General features: G+C 54.6%; 21 protein-coding genes. 2 read left to right on the forward strand and 19 right to left on the reverse strand.

What is annotated here, in order from left to right; genetic code table 11:
• The 15 genes from ABUK12_RS08175 to ABUK12_RS08245 all read right to left on the reverse strand — a co-directional run bounded on the left by ABUK12_RS08175 (position 1) and on the right by ABUK12_RS08245 (position 11,025).
• Positions 1-249, reverse strand: a complete 249-nt coding sequence (locus ABUK12_RS08175) for a hypothetical protein (protein ID WP_410015812.1) — start codon at positions 247-249, stop codon at positions 1-3.
• Between the two features lies 1 nt (position 250).
• Complete coding sequence (locus ABUK12_RS08180; RefSeq protein ID WP_410015813.1) at positions 251-1,294, reverse strand: major capsid protein; 1,044 nt, start codon at positions 1,292-1,294, stop codon at positions 251-253.
• A 77-nt stretch (positions 1,295-1,371) separates the two neighbouring features.
• Complete coding sequence (locus ABUK12_RS08185) at positions 1,372-1,788, reverse strand: head decoration protein (protein WP_410015814.1); 417 nt, start codon at positions 1,786-1,788, stop codon at positions 1,372-1,374.
• Positions 1,788-2,363, reverse strand: coding sequence for a hypothetical protein (locus ABUK12_RS08190; RefSeq protein WP_410015815.1), 576 nt, complete (start codon positions 2,361-2,363; stop codon positions 1,788-1,790). Before ABUK12_RS08190 ends, ABUK12_RS08185 begins: the two co-directional genes overlap by 1 nt.
• A 5-nt stretch (positions 2,364-2,368) precedes the next feature.
• Positions 2,369-3,223, reverse strand: a complete 855-nt coding sequence (locus tag ABUK12_RS08195; protein ID WP_410016584.1) for a S49 family peptidase — start codon at positions 3,221-3,223, stop codon at positions 2,369-2,371.
• The gene (locus ABUK12_RS08200) at positions 3,223-4,863 is read right to left on the reverse strand and encodes a phage portal protein (protein ID WP_410015816.1); all 1,641 of its coding nucleotides are present in this window, start codon (positions 4,861-4,863) and stop codon (positions 3,223-3,225) included. Before ABUK12_RS08200 ends, ABUK12_RS08195 begins: the two co-directional genes overlap by 1 nt.
• Complete coding sequence (gpW, locus tag ABUK12_RS08205; protein WP_410015817.1) at positions 4,863-5,123, reverse strand: gpW family head-tail joining protein; 261 nt, start codon at positions 5,121-5,123, stop codon at positions 4,863-4,865. The genes ABUK12_RS08200 and gpW overlap by 1 nt, the downstream gene beginning before the upstream one ends.
• Positions 5,124-5,132: 9 nt before the next feature.
• Positions 5,133-7,112 (reverse strand): phage terminase large subunit family protein, encoded by a 1,980-nt coding sequence (locus ABUK12_RS08210; RefSeq protein WP_410015818.1) that lies wholly within the window; start codon positions 7,110-7,112, stop codon positions 5,133-5,135.
• The gene (locus tag ABUK12_RS08215; RefSeq protein ID WP_410015819.1) at positions 7,063-7,683 is read right to left on the reverse strand and encodes an RNA polymerase subunit sigma-70; all 621 of its coding nucleotides are present in this window, start codon (positions 7,681-7,683) and stop codon (positions 7,063-7,065) included. The genes ABUK12_RS08210 and ABUK12_RS08215 overlap by 50 nt, the downstream gene beginning before the upstream one ends.
• Positions 7,684-8,044: 361 nt before the next feature.
• Positions 8,045-8,293, reverse strand: coding sequence for a hypothetical protein (locus ABUK12_RS08220; protein ID WP_410015820.1), 249 nt, complete (start codon positions 8,291-8,293; stop codon positions 8,045-8,047).
• A 12-nt stretch (positions 8,294-8,305) separates the two neighbouring features.
• Positions 8,306-8,950, reverse strand: a complete 645-nt coding sequence (locus ABUK12_RS08225; RefSeq protein WP_410015821.1) for a hypothetical protein — start codon at positions 8,948-8,950, stop codon at positions 8,306-8,308.
• Positions 8,951-9,157: 207 nt separating this feature from the next.
• Positions 9,158-9,712, reverse strand: coding sequence for a hypothetical protein (locus ABUK12_RS08230; RefSeq protein ID WP_410015822.1), 555 nt, complete (start codon positions 9,710-9,712; stop codon positions 9,158-9,160).
• Complete coding sequence (locus ABUK12_RS08235; protein ID WP_410015823.1) at positions 9,709-10,326, reverse strand: glycoside hydrolase family 19 protein; 618 nt, start codon at positions 10,324-10,326, stop codon at positions 9,709-9,711. The genes ABUK12_RS08230 and ABUK12_RS08235 overlap by 4 nt, the downstream gene beginning before the upstream one ends.
• 2 nt (positions 10,327-10,328) lie before the next feature.
• Positions 10,329-10,634, reverse strand: a complete 306-nt coding sequence (locus ABUK12_RS08240; RefSeq protein ID WP_410015824.1) for a phage holin family protein — start codon at positions 10,632-10,634, stop codon at positions 10,329-10,331.
• Positions 10,627-11,025: a putative holin gene (locus ABUK12_RS08245; protein ID WP_410015825.1), complete on the reverse strand. Its 399-nt coding sequence runs from the start codon at positions 11,023-11,025 to the stop codon at positions 10,627-10,629. The genes ABUK12_RS08240 and ABUK12_RS08245 overlap by 8 nt, the downstream gene beginning before the upstream one ends.
• Positions 11,026-11,186: 161 nt before the next feature.
• On the opposite strand from ABUK12_RS08245, the gene ABUK12_RS08250 reads away from it, so the two are divergent.
• Positions 11,187-11,447, forward strand: a complete 261-nt coding sequence (locus ABUK12_RS08250) for a type II toxin-antitoxin system RelE family toxin (RefSeq protein ID WP_410015826.1) — start codon at positions 11,187-11,189, stop codon at positions 11,445-11,447.
• A 56-nt stretch (positions 11,448-11,503) separates the two neighbouring features.
• On the forward strand, positions 11,504-11,863 hold the full coding sequence (locus ABUK12_RS08255; protein WP_410015827.1) for a helix-turn-helix domain-containing protein: 360 nt from the start codon (positions 11,504-11,506) through the stop codon (positions 11,861-11,863).
• Here ABUK12_RS08255 and ABUK12_RS08260 read toward each other — a convergent pair.
• The 4 genes from ABUK12_RS08260 to ABUK12_RS08275 form a co-directional block, all read right to left on the reverse strand.
• A complete protein-coding gene (locus ABUK12_RS08260; protein ID WP_410015828.1) occupies positions 11,860-12,945 on the reverse strand; it encodes a DNA-methyltransferase in 1,086 nt (361 codons plus the stop codon). The two genes, ABUK12_RS08255 and ABUK12_RS08260, sit on opposite strands and share 4 nt — an antisense overlap.
• Positions 12,946-13,205: 260 nt before the next feature.
• Positions 13,206-13,778 (reverse strand): DUF1133 family protein, encoded by a 573-nt coding sequence (locus ABUK12_RS08265; protein WP_410015829.1) that lies wholly within the window; start codon positions 13,776-13,778, stop codon positions 13,206-13,208.
• Entirely contained in the window at positions 13,778-14,074 is a 297-nt protein-coding gene (locus ABUK12_RS08270; RefSeq protein WP_410015830.1) for a Ref family recombination enhancement nuclease, read from the reverse strand. The genes ABUK12_RS08265 and ABUK12_RS08270 overlap by 1 nt, the downstream gene beginning before the upstream one ends.
• 9 nt (positions 14,075-14,083) lie before the next feature.
• Entirely contained in the window at positions 14,084-14,680 is a 597-nt protein-coding gene (locus tag ABUK12_RS08275; protein WP_410015831.1) for a DUF1367 family protein, read from the reverse strand.
• Positions 14,681-14,794 lie beyond the last annotated feature (114 nt).

Here is a 14,794-nt window from a genome sequence, read left to right on the forward strand (position 1 = left end):
TTAGCCCTGGGTTTCAACCGGTCCCTGGACTACGGCGGTGCCGTCCCGGGTGGTCACGGTGGCGCCGGTAGCGGCAGAGGACACCGACGCTAACAGCGATGCCGGGGTCGCTACAAAACCCGCCTTAATTAACGCCGCGGCATCAGCCTCGGACAGGTCCATTAAGGTATTTTCCGGGTAGGTTTCCCCATCGTGGCGAACGGTTTTGCGTTTGAGCACCACCACCTGAACTACTTTTTTATCTGCCATATCACACCACCTTCGCGCACAGCGCCGCATTGACCCGGCTGGGAATAACGATAGGAGAAGATTGCATCATCAAATAGCGCTGTGCCGGGTCGGGCAGCACCCAGGTTTTGGGCGCAAACGCCAGCGGGCCGTAATTGAACTCCGGGTCCAGAATTGCGCCGAACGCGCGGGTTCCCATCAGCGCGGCACCGGACATGATAACGGCGCCATCCGCCAGCATCGGCTGCTCTACGCCGGTTGCATCCAGAAACCAATCGTTATACAGCCATAAATCGAAGTTGCCCCAGCGGCCCTTATAGACGGCGCCCTTTTCAATACGCGGCCCGGCATCGATCTGATTGCCGAACGGGCTAAGCGCAGGAAAGGTGATGGCATTGTCTTTGATGGTGGTATCGAGGCGGAATGCGCGCCAGGCTTTAGGGGTAAAAACCAGATCGGTGGCATTGGCCCCTGACTTTTGCAAAAACAGCGTTTGCCAGATTTCAATATCATCGGAGGGTTGGGTATTGGTCGTGCCGGCCGCGATGCTGGTCGGCCATTGATCGGTGCCGCTTAGCGCAATGCTTAATGCGCTATCTCGGCCAAAATCCACCACCGTAGTCTCGTAGCCTTCGCCAGAGATTGTCACGGTAGCGGACTGCAACGCCTGGCCGGCCATCCATTCCAGACGGCGATTGAGGATATCGACCTGGTCGGCCATTTCAAACTGGATATTGATCATCTCGCGCTCGGCCGCGGTGTACTCCCCGCCGATACGCTCGCCGATCTGCCGGCGTACCGGCTTACGCAAATCCGGGGCGCGCTTGTCCTTGATATAGGCGGGTTTAAAGGTATTGGTCTGGTAGCGCCGGCTTTCCACCAGCTTGCCTTCCACCAGCGGCGAGCAGAACGGTGCCATACGCCGCAGGCCCACATCCACGTCAATAGAGACGAATTCCGTATCGCTGGTCACGGTGTTGGGAAAAAACCGATCCAGCAGCCAATTCTGGGAGGTTTTCAAATTGGGTACCAGTTGGACCAGGGTGTCGGTATCAAAAATATTCATAAGGTTCTCGCAAAAAAGACGCACGGAAGCCGCCAGCGCCAGGCGCCGGAACGGCAACAGGGAAATAATTAAGCGGATTACAGCGAGGCGGGCGCCTGTAGGGAATCGCGCAGGAAAATCCCGTAAGGACGCAACGCGGATTTCACACTGGCCAAGCTCCAACTAGGATCAAAAGTAATGCGGTTTTGGTTAAACTCACCCATCAAATACACCCCGGCGGTCACATCCGTGGCGGACGCATCCACATCATCGACCAGAATGGCCGCGGGGTTCTGGCTGCCGTCGGCGGCGGTGTTCACGCTCAGCGTATATTTGCCCGACGCGGTGACAACGCCTAAAACCGTGCCGCGCTTATAGATGGCGGCTTCACCGGCCAGGAGGGTTACCGTATCCGTGACCAGTTGCAGTTGGCCGGCCACCAGTTGATCGGGAATAAAGGTGTCCTGGCGCGCGCTGGGCTGCCAGGCATTTTCGCCGTATTGGTTAATCGTCATTATTTTTTACCTGCTGCCTGGTTATAGAGGCTGGCCGCTTTGTTGACCAACGCCGAGGCCGATTTACCGCTTTGCTCAGCGTCGGCACCGATTTTTACATTTGGAATATGTTGCATACGCGCATCCAGCGACACGCGCCCCGCCGACGTTTCCAGACCGGAGCCGGCGAGAACCGCGATCGCCGATTTGGCGGACATGGTGGTGTTAAACGCCAGGCTGGCGGCAAGGGCCGGACGCCCGGCGGCATGGTCGCTGGCAAAGATGGCCGCGCAGCGATGACGCTCGGCCTTACGGCCCTTTTTCACATCACGATTCTCATCGTCTTTTTCGTCGTCGTCATCGTCCTCCTCGGCTCGCGCTTTTTTACCTTTGCGCGACTGTTCCTTATCGTCTTCGGCTTCATCGTCGTCGTCCTCGGCATCGATGCCGTCGTCGTCTTCTTCAGCCTCCTCGTCGTCACTGTCATCCTCGGCTTTACGGGCTTTAGACTTTTTGCTTTTTTCCTTATCGTCATCGTCTTGCGCCGAGGCCGACGGTGCGCGCCCCAGCAGATGGGCAAAATTAAACATAGCCATGGTTGTTACTCCTCAGTGAGTTGTAATAGTTTTCTGAACGCAGCATCAGGCGTGATAACGTTATCAGCCAGTCCGAGCCGCACCCCGTCCGCCGCCATAAAACAGGCGGCCTGGGTGTCCTGAACGATTTTTTTAGCTATCCCGCGGTTACGGGCCACCGTAGCGACAAACAGCTGGCCGATGGTATCAACGTCCTTTTGAATGGCCTGCTGCGCCTGTTCCGAAAGTTTGACGTAAGGGTTACCTTCATATTTGCGTTCGCCGTAAGTAATAATGGTTACCCGCAGCCCGTCGTCCTTGATTTTCTGTTCCCAATCGACATGCATGACGATCACGCCTACCGACCCCACGCCGCCGGTGCGGGGCACGCAAATGCAATCGGCGGCGCTGGTCAGCGCATAAGCCGCCGAATAGGCATTTTCCGTAAGGATGGCGTGGACAGGTTTTGTCCCGCGCGCATGGTAGATGGTATCGACCAAATCAAAACACCCGGCCACCTCGCCGCCGGGAGAATCAATATCCAGGCAAATGCCTTTTACCTCCGGATCATAAAGCGCCGTCAGAAAACTTTGCCGGATGCCGTCATAACCAGTCATTCCACTGAACGGCCGCAGCGTCCCAAGTTTTTGCACCAGCGTTCCCTGAATAGGGATTACGGCGATACCCTCAATCACGTCATATCCCGTTTCACTGCCTTTGCGGCTAAAGGAATCCACCTCATCATCGCCCCACGTGGCCGCCGATTTTATATGGCTAATGCCGAATCGCTCGGACAGCGCGGCCATCACCACTTCCGCTTTAAGCGGATGAATAATCAGCGGCACGTTAAACAGCCGCTGAGCCAGGTGCGGTAAATTCATCATTTTGTTTCCGGGTCCTTAATGGTTTGCTGCGCCGGGATATCCAATTGCGCCCAGCTCGGCGGCGTAAGGCCGCGCTCTTTAAAGGCGGCGACCTCACGGGCGCGCTGATCGAGCGTTTCCTCCCAGTCTTCGCCCTCGTTTTCTGCCACCTCGCGTTCAAGCGTGGACATGCCGGCATCCATGCCGAGGATGGCGCCTTTTTTCTCGGCAACCGGGTCAACCCAGCCGCGTCCCGGCCCCATCCAGTTGGCCCGGCAGTACGCCGTTCTCGCATCGAGAAAATCCGGCGCGCCGGCGGGCAGCGGCAGGCCGCCGATATCAAAGACCTCCTCGATAAATGCCGTGAGAATGGGCTGACAAAAACCTATTGAAAAATCCGCCCGGCGGCGCGTTAAGGTTTTCCAGGCTTCCAGCATGGCGGCGCGGGCCGACGAGTAGTTCACGTCCGACCAATCCTGGGATATTTGCTGGGATGATTGGCCGGTGGCCGCAGCGACGTTGCGCAGTACGGCATTTTCAAAATCCTTGAAATTACTGGTGGGCCGGGAAGCATTGACGGTGGTGATCTTTTCCCCTGGATACATGATCGGCATCCGCGATCCGTTTTGCAGCGACATGCGGCGGTCGTTATGAAACTCAATCCGGCCGCTCTGATACTCGCCCAGTTCGTTGGCGCTGCCGGCCCCCAAAGCGCCCTCGACCATTTGCGGATCGTAAGGCGACTCGATATAAGCGCCGAATATGGCATTGAGGATCGAGGCTTCCAGTTCGCTCTGATCATACTTAATCAGCATTTTCATTTTTTGCACCACCGGCGTAAGAATGCCGTTGCCGCGATGCTGTGAGCCGCGCTCCTGATCAAAATCGTGGATGACGATAGGCCGGCCCCAGGGTGTTTCTCTGGCGACCCGGTCCCAGGTAACGGTTTTCTCGGCGCTCCACCAGTCGCCCATATGGGCCTGGCGAATCCAATAGGCCACCGGCGCGCCGTCGTCGTCGATTTCCACCCCGCCGCGCGTGGAGCGTAAATCGAACTGCTGTTGCGGATTGCTTAAGCGATCCGGATCAATGATTTGCACGGCGGTGGCATAGGTCGCCCGCCCGCGTCCCAGGCGATCGCGCCGATATTGCAGCACGGCCAGGGCATCGCCATCGATAAGCTTATGGCGAAATCCAAGGCGGATCATTTGCGAGACCGTCAGCTTGCGCTCCACATCGCAATAGCGACCGGTATCATTGGCCCAGGTACGCCAGGCGGCTTCCACCGCGCGGCCATACTCATCGGCCCAGGCCGCATCAAAGGCTTTATTGCCGGTTTGCATGGCCAGGGCACGATAATCCGGTTTTACGACCGGGCGAAAATTGGCGCCGATGGCATTATCCAGAATGCGGGTAATGCTGCCGGCGGCCCAGCCGTCGTTGCGCGCCAGGTCACGCACCCGGGAAACCACCCGGTCGCGGTAGATATTGATTTCGTTATCCGGCGACCATAACGCCGGTTGCCAGTTAGCCAACTGATCGCTAAAGGAATCCGCCGCATCGTAGGGAACCCGGCCGCTGCCGTTTAATGCCGCCGGCTTTGGCCGCGCCGGCGCAAGCGGCCGGCCGTCGAGGCCCAGAATTTTGACATCATTCATCAGAACCGGAACCTTATCGCCCGGCGCGGGTGCGGCACGATGCCTAACTGGGCCTGGAGTAACTGGATCAAGGCGCCCAGCTTGGCCACATCCGTTTGGGCATAGGTGACCGAGCGATTGCCGTCACCCTGGGAATAGGAAAACGAAACGCCCTTAGCTCCGGAAGCCAGTTCCAGATAGGCCTGTTGGGCGTTAGACAAAGCGGTTTGCAACTGCGCGGTGGTCATCCCCGCCAGCAGGCTCGAATTGCGATTAAACATGGAGATCCTTTATGGCAGAAGTTGCGACATGCGTTTACGCGGTCGTGCGACCGGTGTTGTGATAACGACGCCGGGTAAGCGCAGATTGACTTTTCCCTCGGGCTGTACCGGGGGCGGCATCAGTTTTTCAGGGTTAGCCGCGATAGTGTCGGCCATGGCGTTTAATTTAAGACCCAGGTAAAACAAGCCGCACAGGGCGCCATAGGCATACACCCGGCAGTCGAGCGCCTCGTTGGCGCGTCCGGGCAATTGCTCCCATACCCGGTAACGCTGGCCGCCGGCGGTTTTTAATACCGATCGCTCGGCAAGCAGTTGGCCAAAATAGTTCAGATCGCGATCAACGGGATAATGCATATACCCCGCCGCCGGCTCGCCCGGTTCGGGCGGCTCGATATGCAAGCGGGAACGAACAGCGTCCTTGGCGGCGTTAACCCCTAAAATGATTGGCCTGAACTGTGATTTACCGCGCGAGGTTGGCTTTTTGGTCGGCCAGACCGGCGAACGCTTGCCGCCGCGGGCCGATTCCCCTTTGATAGCCCAAATACGGCGGCCGAGACGTTCTTTGGCGAACTCATACACCTTTTGCGTATGGTGGCCGCCGGAATCCATACATGCCGCCATCACCGTGAAACCCCGGCCGTCGGCGCGGCGCCAGATTTGTTTGAGATAAGCATCCAGCCGGTACCAGGGTTCGTCCGTTTCCAGATCCCCCTCGATAACATCATATGCAATCGACCAGGTTTCCTCGTTCCGGCCCCAGCCCACCACTTCCAGTTCAAAACGGTCATCCTGGGTATCGATGCCGACGGTCAGCACCGCCACGCCCTCGGGCACCTCGGCAGAGTAAACCTCACAGCGTTCCGATAATTTTTGTTCGCTCAGCGCCTTTTCGCCGCGGTCTTCGTAGGTCTCCCCGAGCGTGGTATTGATAAACGTCTGGCGCATCAGCGGGTCGTCCTTCACCCGCAGCCATTCCGCCACCAGATATTTCCAGGCGGCATTGGGAAACAGGCTATAACCGGACCAAATATGAAAACCGGCGTGTCCGGTAAACGGCGCGGTAGCGCGCCATTCGCCATGCTTGACCATGCCCGCCAGTTCGTTGTGGCGGATCACGCAGCCGGTATGCCGGCACACATAGTAGGCGGTATCCGGCAGGCCGTTGCCGTCGGCATCTTTGTCCCATTTGATGCCGTAAGGCGTATCGGGACCACCCCACTCCAATACCTGATATTCGCCGCAATGCGGACATGGCACGTAGAATTTGCGCCGGTCGCTATCGTTATAGGCTTTCTCGATCCGGCTCACGCCTTTAACTGTGGGCGTGGAACCCAGCACAATTTTGCGATTCCAGAAGGTTTCCGATCGCTTGATACCCAGAGCTATCTGGTCGCCTTCCATCCCGGCGCCGCCCGACGGGTAACCGTCCACCTCATCGAACAAGATAATGCGGCAGGTAATACGCCGGAAACCGCCTGGGCTATTCGCGCCCACCAGCGTTAGGTTGGCGCCATTGAGAAACTGTTTTTTCAGAATGGTTTGATTACTGTCTTTGGCTTTCGGGTCGCCGGTAATCCCGGCCAGCGCCGGCGTATCGCGCAGCATCGGAACAATTTCGGTTTTGCTGTAGTCCTCGGCATCCTCGACACGCGGCTGCACCACCAAAATCGGCGACGGGTCATGGGAAAGGAAATAGCCCACCACGTGATCCAGTATTTTGGTATAGCCCACACGCGCCGACTTCATCACCGACACCTGGGTCACCAGCGGATCGGTGATCGCATCCATTATCCCGTCCTGATAGGCGAATGAGCGAAAGCGCCCGGTCTGCGCGCTGGTTTCCTTGGACAAGACGGCGTGGGTATTGGCCCACTGGCTGAGGGATAACGGATCGGGCGGCTTTAGTTGCGCGCGACACCGGCATAGCGCTTGATAGAAATTATTCCAGGCAATCTGATTTGGCGTTGTCCCTTCGGGAATTGTCTGCATCAAGGGTCAATTCCTCCATCGCCTCGTATACCACTTCCTGCAGCGCCGCGACAAACTCAGCATCCTGCGTGGTGGTCGCCAGCATCCTTAAGCGAGGCCCATGCTCCGGCGCGAGGGCGATCAACCGGGTGCGTAAACGGGCATACTGCTGTCCCACCGCCGCGATCATATTTTTGTAGGGCAAAAGCTGCCCGGATTTTTCCTCGTATTCCAGCTTGGCCAGCAGCGCGAAGAAATTTTCTTTCAGGGTGCGCGCCTCATCAAGCGTCATGGTCGCGCCGCTTTCCGCCACCAGGCGCGCGGCAATTTTAGCCGGCGATTCGTCGCGTTCGCCGACAGGCCTGTTACCCGATCTGTTACCTACGGGCGTGTTACCCGACTTGTTACCCTGTTTGTTACCTGGCGCTTTTTTTTCCGGCCGGGTAACAGTTTTCCGGTACCGTTCGATATTGGCATTTGACGCATCCACATCGATGTCGTCACCGCGCAGAACCAGCCAGCCGCGGGCCTTCCAGGCGGTTACCGTCTTGCGACTGACGTGGTGGAGCTTGGCAAAATCGGACTGGTTCATCTGTTACCCTGGCTGTTACCTGTTACCCTAATTTCAAAATTTCATACCTAGCCGCAGAACGGGGCGCGCAATGCCCGTGCAATAGATACCTCTGGGAAGGACCCAAAAAAATTATGGCACCCGCCGCATCCGCTTTTCTATCGCTGTCCATGGTTCTTCCTGTGGAATATTATCTTTTGCAGATTTTTAAATACGAGGATGTTCGCTATGCCATCAAAGGACAGTATTCACAGCCACACCATTGATGTTGGTACATTGCTTGACCAGTTATCAGCATTGCCCAGGGATACTCGCGTATCGTTTGGCGGCTTGGATTTTTATCGGGTTAAACATCAGGGTCCCGATATCGTTCAAATAGAATTTAATCAAACGGTTTATCGCACGGATAAAGACATCTTGGTGGTTCAAGACCATTCAAAATAGCGCTGGCGTATACATTCGCAGTTGAGCGCTTCACGGGGGCGTAGTCTTCGTCTATTCCCCCTTTAATCACTCGTGCAAATTGTACTTCGTCTTTTCCCAGTCGAATGACCCAAGCGACAGGAAAGCGCTCATTGCCTGCCACACGGGCTAAAATGGCCTGGTTCATTTTGTCTTGTGCTTCACTCATTGAGATCACCTGCTATTTTGCTGTTTTCATTGCACCATCAAGCGCTTTGCTTAGTTCGCTAGGCATCAGTTGCGCCGCCATGGCCTGTGCCGTGTTGATGTAGTCCAGATGCTCATGCACCGGCAAGGCATTACCGAATCGAATTAATAACCGCGGGGCGGGCTTCTTCTCTCTATCCCTGCGAGTCCCATTCACCGAACGCGGCAGCCGCTTTTTGCCTTTGCGCCCTTTCTTCGCCTTAACCCGCTGCCATACGCCGTTGACGCCATCGATAGCGCCGATAAACGTGGTGGGTTTGGCCTTTAGCTGGGAAAGCTTATTGCGCGACAGGTTGCCGTACTTGTTCAGCTTGATGTCTTTCGGGTTAAGCAGCGCCGAGCCGTTGAGCTTATGCATTCCGCCGAACTCAAAAGGTTCCAAATAATTTGCCGCGATATTACGAACAAAGACCTTCGCCACCAGATTATCTTTGCGGGCGCCGATAGAGCCGACGGCGTTAACGGTAAAAGGCGTGGGGTTCTCCAACACCTTACGCATCTGGGCCTTTTCGGCATCCTGAATCTTCCTGGCCACGCTGGTCAGCGCCTGGGCGGTGGCGAATGGGATTTGTTTTTTCAACACCTGTAGCTGCTTGGATAAATCGCGGAAATCAGCCATAAGCGCTCCTCAATAAAAAAGCCATCAGCAACCATGCTCTGGGTGAGCGGGTGGGCGTTGATGGTGGCTTTGCCTGCGCATTGCGATAGCCACTCGGTGAATGGCAATGGCAATGCGATTAAAACCGCCCCTCTCTTAAAAAATGGAGAACCTGCTCGGGGCGGCCGGTTAATAGTGATTGATTTGCGACGATATTGTTATGTTCGGTTATACAAGGGCAGTGGTGTCGGCGACGGTTGCCTGTATTTCCGGTGCGGTAGATAAGGATTGATTAACAATGCCGTTATCAACAGCAGGTATTAATGCCTTCACGCTATTGTATGCAGCGACAACCGAGTCGATAAAAAGGGATAGGTCATTTTTCACCGTTTCCCAATCCGTATTGACGCCTTCAGCGGCAACGGACAATACAGCCAGCACGGTATTCTTTTTTGTCTGGCCGGTCCCGGCGGAAGTGGCATAAGCCGCTTCGACTTTTTCAATCAGATCGCTTGCCAGCGCATACAGTTTTTCAGCGCCGGCAACAACGGACAAACTGGATGAAATGGCGGTAGCAATGGAGCTTAAAGAGTATGACATGGTGATATCCTTGGCAATGATGGTATGAGTGGGAACAACGAGCGGTTGAACCAGCTTCGGCTCTTCCTTTTGGGTTAGGCTGGTTTCAGGGTTAGAACGGGGCGCGATCCGGCTGGTTTTTAAGTAGGCAATCAAGCTGGTAATCAATCGCCAAAACTCTTTTATTACGATGAACAGATTCATAACAGCGCGCCCTCGGCAATTTTCAACCTGCTGCGTCGGTCGCTCAGGCCATTAGTGCCGCCGTTAATAACCTTGGTCATTTGGTTAAAGTCACCGTTATCGGCATATTGATTGAGGTTATGCAATTGCCAGAACCAACCGGCTGACCGGGCAGCGTATTTGTCCACCAGCAGCAGGTCAGGATTTGCCACCAGATCAATGCCGAGAGTGTTTCCGCATTGCCGGTAGTTATCCAGAAAGGTCACCTGCTTTAACCCTCGCCCCCGAAATTTCCAGCCATCGCCTGGGGCTTTATTACCGTAGCGGCCCTGGTAGACCAAATTGGCAATGGCGGTCTGTTGTGCCGGCCTGTTACCGCTTCGCCCAAGCATTTCGCATTGATACGCGCTTAGCCGGCCAGCGAAGGTGTCTTTCAGGCCCTGGATAGAATAATTAAACGATTCGGCCAACGTTGAGAAGCCTGCGGATTCACAGCCTATTTGCGCAATAAAGGCGGCTTGGCGTTTAGGGGTATTGATTCCAAACTCAGCCATGGTATCCGTCAAAGGCTGAAACCAACGTGCAGCAAGCCCCGCGCTGAGGTTAGCAGCGCTCTGAAATTGGTTAAGATTCATGGTTATCTCGATACTTTGAAAATTTGGACGATATTGCCGCCGGTTTTGACAACGGCCCCGCAGATCACGGCGTTAATAAATACCTGCATCCAGTCCACCGGCACGTATTCACCCAATAGCGTGCGGATCGGATAAGAGCCGTAAAACACAATCAGGATATAGGCCAGCCAGCGTCCCCATGGCCGATGGGTGGCCCCGTTGCGTTTAAACAACATCAGGCGCAGCGCAATCATGCCGCAGATGATCGCATTCAGGATTAGCAGCGTTTCACCACCGTTTGGGATAATCAGCACCATCTTGTCAGCCATCCTTACCTCCCTTCCCTGAAGAGGATAAAAACGCCCCGAGGCTGCCCAGCAATTTTGCCGTCCCGCCGCCGATACTGATCGCCATTAGAATTTTGATGGCCATTGCCCCCGCCACCAGCGCGCCGATAGAGTCAGGCAATCGGGTATGTAACAACAAAACGGTGGTGATAATTTCCGAAGCTGGACGGCAAGCCAATACGCCGAATACCAGGCTGACGATAAAAAATCCCAACCGCTTAGGGACTGTAAGATCGGCAGCAGAGGTGACGAAAAAAACTGCGCCGGCGAATGAACCGATAACCACTGCCGGGTCCAAACCGCTAAACCAACCCAGGGTGGCGACACCGGCCCCCGTTGTCACGACGGCAGTTGCAGAGACCGGCTCGGACATGATTATTCCCTCGTTGTTTGTCCTCATTGAGGGCATAAGAAGGCCACCCGCAAGCAGCCGCAGAGTCATTAGAAAAATAATTAGATTTTACTTGCCTTGATTAGACATTTATCTTATTATCTAATCATCCCAAGCGGATATGTTCTTAAAAACGAGGGAATATGGTTAACGTCCGATGGTCGAGGAAAGCGCTTAAGCAAATGGGCGCAATCGACAGCAGGTACCGGAAAACCATCGTAGAAAAAGTAAATAGTTTGGCATCGTTCCCCAGCGTTCAGCTTGATATCAAGAAGATGAAAGCCGTTGATAACCAGTACCGATTGCGGGTGGGCGATTACAGAATTATTTTCGAGATTGACGACGGTGAACCGGTAATTTGCACTATTCAGGCAGTGAAGCGTAGAACATCAACAACCTATTAGGCGGGGAAACCCGCCATTCCTCACACGACATAACGCGAAAACAGAGAAACCCGAATATGTCTAAAATACAGTACATCAATGACGTTTCAGGTCGGCCGCAGTTCGTGGTGTTACCGATAGCGGAATACGAAAGCCTGATCAATGACGGCTGGGAAGATGTTCCTTACCACGCCGACAAACACGACGATGAAACCGTTCCTGGTGAAGTGGTTGCCATCATGGTTGATCAAGACGTCAGTCTGCCGGCCGCGTGGCGTATCCATTCAGGATTGTCACAATACGATGTTGCCGAAAAACTCGGCACCACCCAGTCCGCCGTGTCGCAGTGGGAATCCGTGGACTCAAAACCACAGAAAAAAACCCGTGAAAAGTTGGCGGCGCTGTATGGCTGCCGACCGGAACAGCTAACGCTTTAAAACGTGGCCCCGGTAGGGGCTATTTGCCCGACTTCTTTGACAGTCTGCAGAAACCGTTCTTCTTCCAACTCCACACCGATAGAGCGGCGCCCGAGCACCTGCGCCGCTTTTATCGTGGCGCCGGAACCCATAAAAAAATCCGCTACCACATCGCCGGGCCGACTGCTGACCTGAATGATATGCCGCATCATGTCGGCCGGCTTTTCGCAGGGATGCTTGCCTGGGTATGACTGAACGGGCGGAAATGTCCAAACGTCGGTATAAGGCACATCCTTGTTGACAGCGAACGGCCGGCGCATCTGCTGGTACTCCCGGCGTAACGATGCATATTCAATGGCAAGGCCGGCGTAGGTTTGTTGCAACATCTGAAATTGTTCCGACAAGCGGGTATGCGGTTCATCCAGCTGATTGCCAGCATTACGTTGCCGCGCCCGGTGGCTGAACAACCGCTGCAGCGCAGCATATTGCTCAGGCTTGGGCAATTGCCACTGGCTTTCGGAAAACCAATGCGAGCACATCTGCGTTCCGGTAGCGGAGTTAATCTCAGCGGCGGAGATATCGAGCGCGGTGCGGGCATTACGGAAATAATCAATCAGCGGCTTAAACACCTGGGCTTTTAACTGCTGGCATTTTGCCGCATAGCCCACCTGCCCCTTGGCAAATCCTTCGGCGCCATAATGTCCGGCGAAAATGATCCGCTCGGTGGCCGGAAAAAATGACCGCAGATCTTCTTTCCGGCAGCCCTTCCACTTGCCATTGGGTTTTGCCCAGATGATATGGTTCAGCACGTCGAAACGCTGGCGCACCAGTAACTCAGTATCGGTGGCCAGGCGAGAACCGCAAAAGAGGTAGAGACTACCCGCCGGTTTCAACACGCGCCAAAACTCGGCCAGCAAATCATCCAGCCAGGCCAGATAATCTGCCTCGTTATCCCATTGCCGATCCCACTTGCATGCCTTCACTCGATAGTAAGGCGGATCGGTGGCAATCAGGTCGATGCAGTTGTCGGGAAGAGTTTTGATAAAAGTGAGTGAATCAGCATTGATGAGCGCAGGACTGTTTAAATTAACAGTATTATTCATAGACCAAGGGTTCCATTTTTGATAGGCTCATCACCGCTGTGTGCACATCAGCAATGGGCCATGGTTCGCCTGTGATCCCTCTTTACGGGCGAGTGGCGGTTTCGGCGTTAGCGCGCCGGGGCCGCCGCCCATTCCACAAACAAGATTAAAAATCGACAAATTTCAGCCATAAAAAAACCCACACAATGGTGGGTTTCAATAAATTTCGTCGCTTGCAAATCCGAATGCGCGAGCTTATACGTAAATGCTAACTTTTTACGTCACGAAGTCAAAGTCTTTTCTGCATATTCTTTATTATTGTCATAACAAGCATCCCGCAGCGGCTGGAAAAGCATGATCTCCGCCGTCTTCAACCAAACATCAATCCGGCGTTCGCAGGTACGCTGCGATATCTCCGGATGCGCGTTGTGCATCGCCTGCGCCATCGGCGTTTTTTTGGTGCCTGAGATATAATGCTCCTGAATGATATCAATCAGACCGGCAGTACCCGAAAGTACCGCCCCGATAACGGCATCGATTAACAACCCTTCGTCATCGGTGCAAAACGTCAGGCTGCTACACGCCGTGGGATTGGCCGGGTCGCCAAAATAAGAAAATAGCTCATCTTTGGAGATGCCGGCTTTCTCCATCTCCCTGATAGCCTTTTTAATGGCGGTTTTAGTCAGGGTTTTATCGCACAGCAAGCGGCTAAATACGCTTTGAGCAGCGCCGTTCCTGCCGATGCGCGACCAGCGGCCCCACATTTTCAGCTTACCTTTAATCCAGATGGCATCCAGGGTGGCGAGGTGTAAATCCTTGCCGTCAGCCTTACCGCATGTCGTTGGGTAAATCATCAGTGATATTCCTCTTGTTCCAGCCCCACCCTAACCTGGGCAAGTAATTGAAGTTCGGTACCGTAGCGGCTTTCCCATTGACGCTGCCCAGCATGAATCGCCACACCGTAGCCGCCCAGGCGGTGATGCTGCGGGCATAGTGGAATAACCGTTTGATGGGATGCGCGTTGGCCGGCGCCCTGCCCAGTCCGTAGGTGATGGATCTCCGCCGGCGAATTACCGTAGCCGACATTGCGACACACAATGCAGCCCTGCGCCACCACGCGTGAAAGATAAACCCGATCTGCTTTGGTCATATCCGTCCCTTAGTTGGCATAGCTCATCAACTGAGACGCGGCATTTTCTGCGGCCTGTTGATTGCCAAAAGTTTTGTGAAGGATAAAAGTCCAAAGCGTATCGAGGGTAGCTTTGTATAAGGCTTGAAAATCGGTTTCGTCCATCTTGGCAAATGAGACCGATCGCGGGGATTTCATCACTGAGCCATCAGGCATTTTATAGGCGTCGTAATAGCCAGACTCAACGGTGACCCAGTGCCGGAAAGCCTCAAAGGATTTCACGCCGGAGATATTGGCCGAACGCTTGTTGCTTACCGAGGCCAGGTATTCATCGGCTGCGGCAGTAAGCGCGTCTTCCCCGCCGGCGTAATGGGCAAGATATTGAATGTAGCCGTGCACCAGCCGGCGCTCAACGGGCGAGATGGTGCCGCCAGTGGGTTCCCAATAGTCAAAGCCAAGGTTTAGGAGGGAGAAATATTTGCGGTGAAAGATGGGGTTGCGGGCTTTTTTGAAATCGCCGGAAAGAATTTCTCCCGACCTTATGCACAAATGGATAAAATTTTCCGTTGCCGGTGTAGCTGGCACCAAGATATTACCCTGTGACTTCATAAAAAAACATTGCGCCATTCTAATCTCCAGAAGGAGGCACAATAATTTTAAGGTTATCAGTTGTTCAATCTGAGGATTTAAGTCTAACATAAAATCAGAGAGCATCTATATTTATTCCCAATGTGAGATATT

This window comes from Sodalis sp. C49 (assembly GCF_046352915.1).
Lineage (GTDB): Bacteria > Pseudomonadota > Gammaproteobacteria > Enterobacterales > Enterobacteriaceae > Acerihabitans.

Excerpts from the sequence above, each read along its gene's own strand:
- ABUK12_RS08175 (WP_410015812.1), bottom strand. The coding sequence starts at position 249 with ATGGCAGATAAAAAAGTAGTTCAGGTGGTGGTGCTCAAACGCAAAACC.
- ABUK12_RS08180 (WP_410015813.1), bottom strand. The coding sequence starts at position 1,294 with ATGAATATTTTTGATACCGACACCCTGGTCCAACTGGTACCCAATTTG.
- ABUK12_RS08185 (WP_410015814.1), bottom strand. The coding sequence starts at position 1,788 with ATGACGATTAACCAATACGGCGAAAATGCCTGGCAGCCCAGCGCGCGC.
- ABUK12_RS08190 (WP_410015815.1), bottom strand. The coding sequence starts at position 2,363 with ATGGCTATGTTTAATTTTGCCCATCTGCTGGGGCGCGCACCGTCGGCC.
- ABUK12_RS08195 (WP_410016584.1), bottom strand. The coding sequence starts at position 3,223 with ATGAATTTACCGCACCTGGCTCAGCGGCTGTTTAACGTGCCGCTGATT.
- ABUK12_RS08200 (WP_410015816.1), bottom strand. The coding sequence starts at position 4,863 with ATGAATGATGTCAAAATTCTGGGCCTCGACGGCCGGCCGCTTGCGCCG.
- gpW (WP_410015817.1), bottom strand. The coding sequence starts at position 5,123 with ATGTTTAATCGCAATTCGAGCCTGCTGGCGGGGATGACCACCGCGCAG.
- ABUK12_RS08210 (WP_410015818.1), bottom strand. The coding sequence starts at position 7,112 with ATGCAGACAATTCCCGAAGGGACAACGCCAAATCAGATTGCCTGGAAT.
- ABUK12_RS08215 (WP_410015819.1), bottom strand. The coding sequence starts at position 7,683 with ATGAACCAGTCCGATTTTGCCAAGCTCCACCACGTCAGTCGCAAGACG.
- ABUK12_RS08220 (WP_410015820.1), bottom strand. The coding sequence starts at position 8,293 with ATGAGTGAAGCACAAGACAAAATGAACCAGGCCATTTTAGCCCGTGTG.
- ABUK12_RS08225 (WP_410015821.1), bottom strand. The coding sequence starts at position 8,950 with ATGGCTGATTTCCGCGATTTATCCAAGCAGCTACAGGTGTTGAAAAAA.
- ABUK12_RS08230 (WP_410015822.1), bottom strand. The coding sequence starts at position 9,712 with ATGAATCTGTTCATCGTAATAAAAGAGTTTTGGCGATTGATTACCAGC.
- ABUK12_RS08235 (WP_410015823.1), bottom strand. The coding sequence starts at position 10,326 with ATGAATCTTAACCAATTTCAGAGCGCTGCTAACCTCAGCGCGGGGCTT.
- ABUK12_RS08240 (WP_410015824.1), bottom strand. The coding sequence starts at position 10,634 with ATGGCTGACAAGATGGTGCTGATTATCCCAAACGGTGGTGAAACGCTG.
- ABUK12_RS08245 (WP_410015825.1), bottom strand. The coding sequence starts at position 11,025 with ATGTCCGAGCCGGTCTCTGCAACTGCCGTCGTGACAACGGGGGCCGGT.
- ABUK12_RS08250 (WP_410015826.1), top strand. The coding sequence starts at position 11,187 with ATGGTTAACGTCCGATGGTCGAGGAAAGCGCTTAAGCAAATGGGCGCA.
- ABUK12_RS08255 (WP_410015827.1), top strand. The coding sequence starts at position 11,504 with ATGTCTAAAATACAGTACATCAATGACGTTTCAGGTCGGCCGCAGTTC.
- ABUK12_RS08260 (WP_410015828.1), bottom strand. The coding sequence starts at position 12,945 with ATGAATAATACTGTTAATTTAAACAGTCCTGCGCTCATCAATGCTGAT.
- ABUK12_RS08265 (WP_410015829.1), bottom strand. The coding sequence starts at position 13,778 with ATGATTTACCCAACGACATGCGGTAAGGCTGACGGCAAGGATTTACAC.
- ABUK12_RS08270 (WP_410015830.1), bottom strand. The coding sequence starts at position 14,074 with ATGACCAAAGCAGATCGGGTTTATCTTTCACGCGTGGTGGCGCAGGGC.
- ABUK12_RS08275 (WP_410015831.1), bottom strand. The coding sequence starts at position 14,680 with ATGGCGCAATGTTTTTTTATGAAGTCACAGGGTAATATCTTGGTGCCA.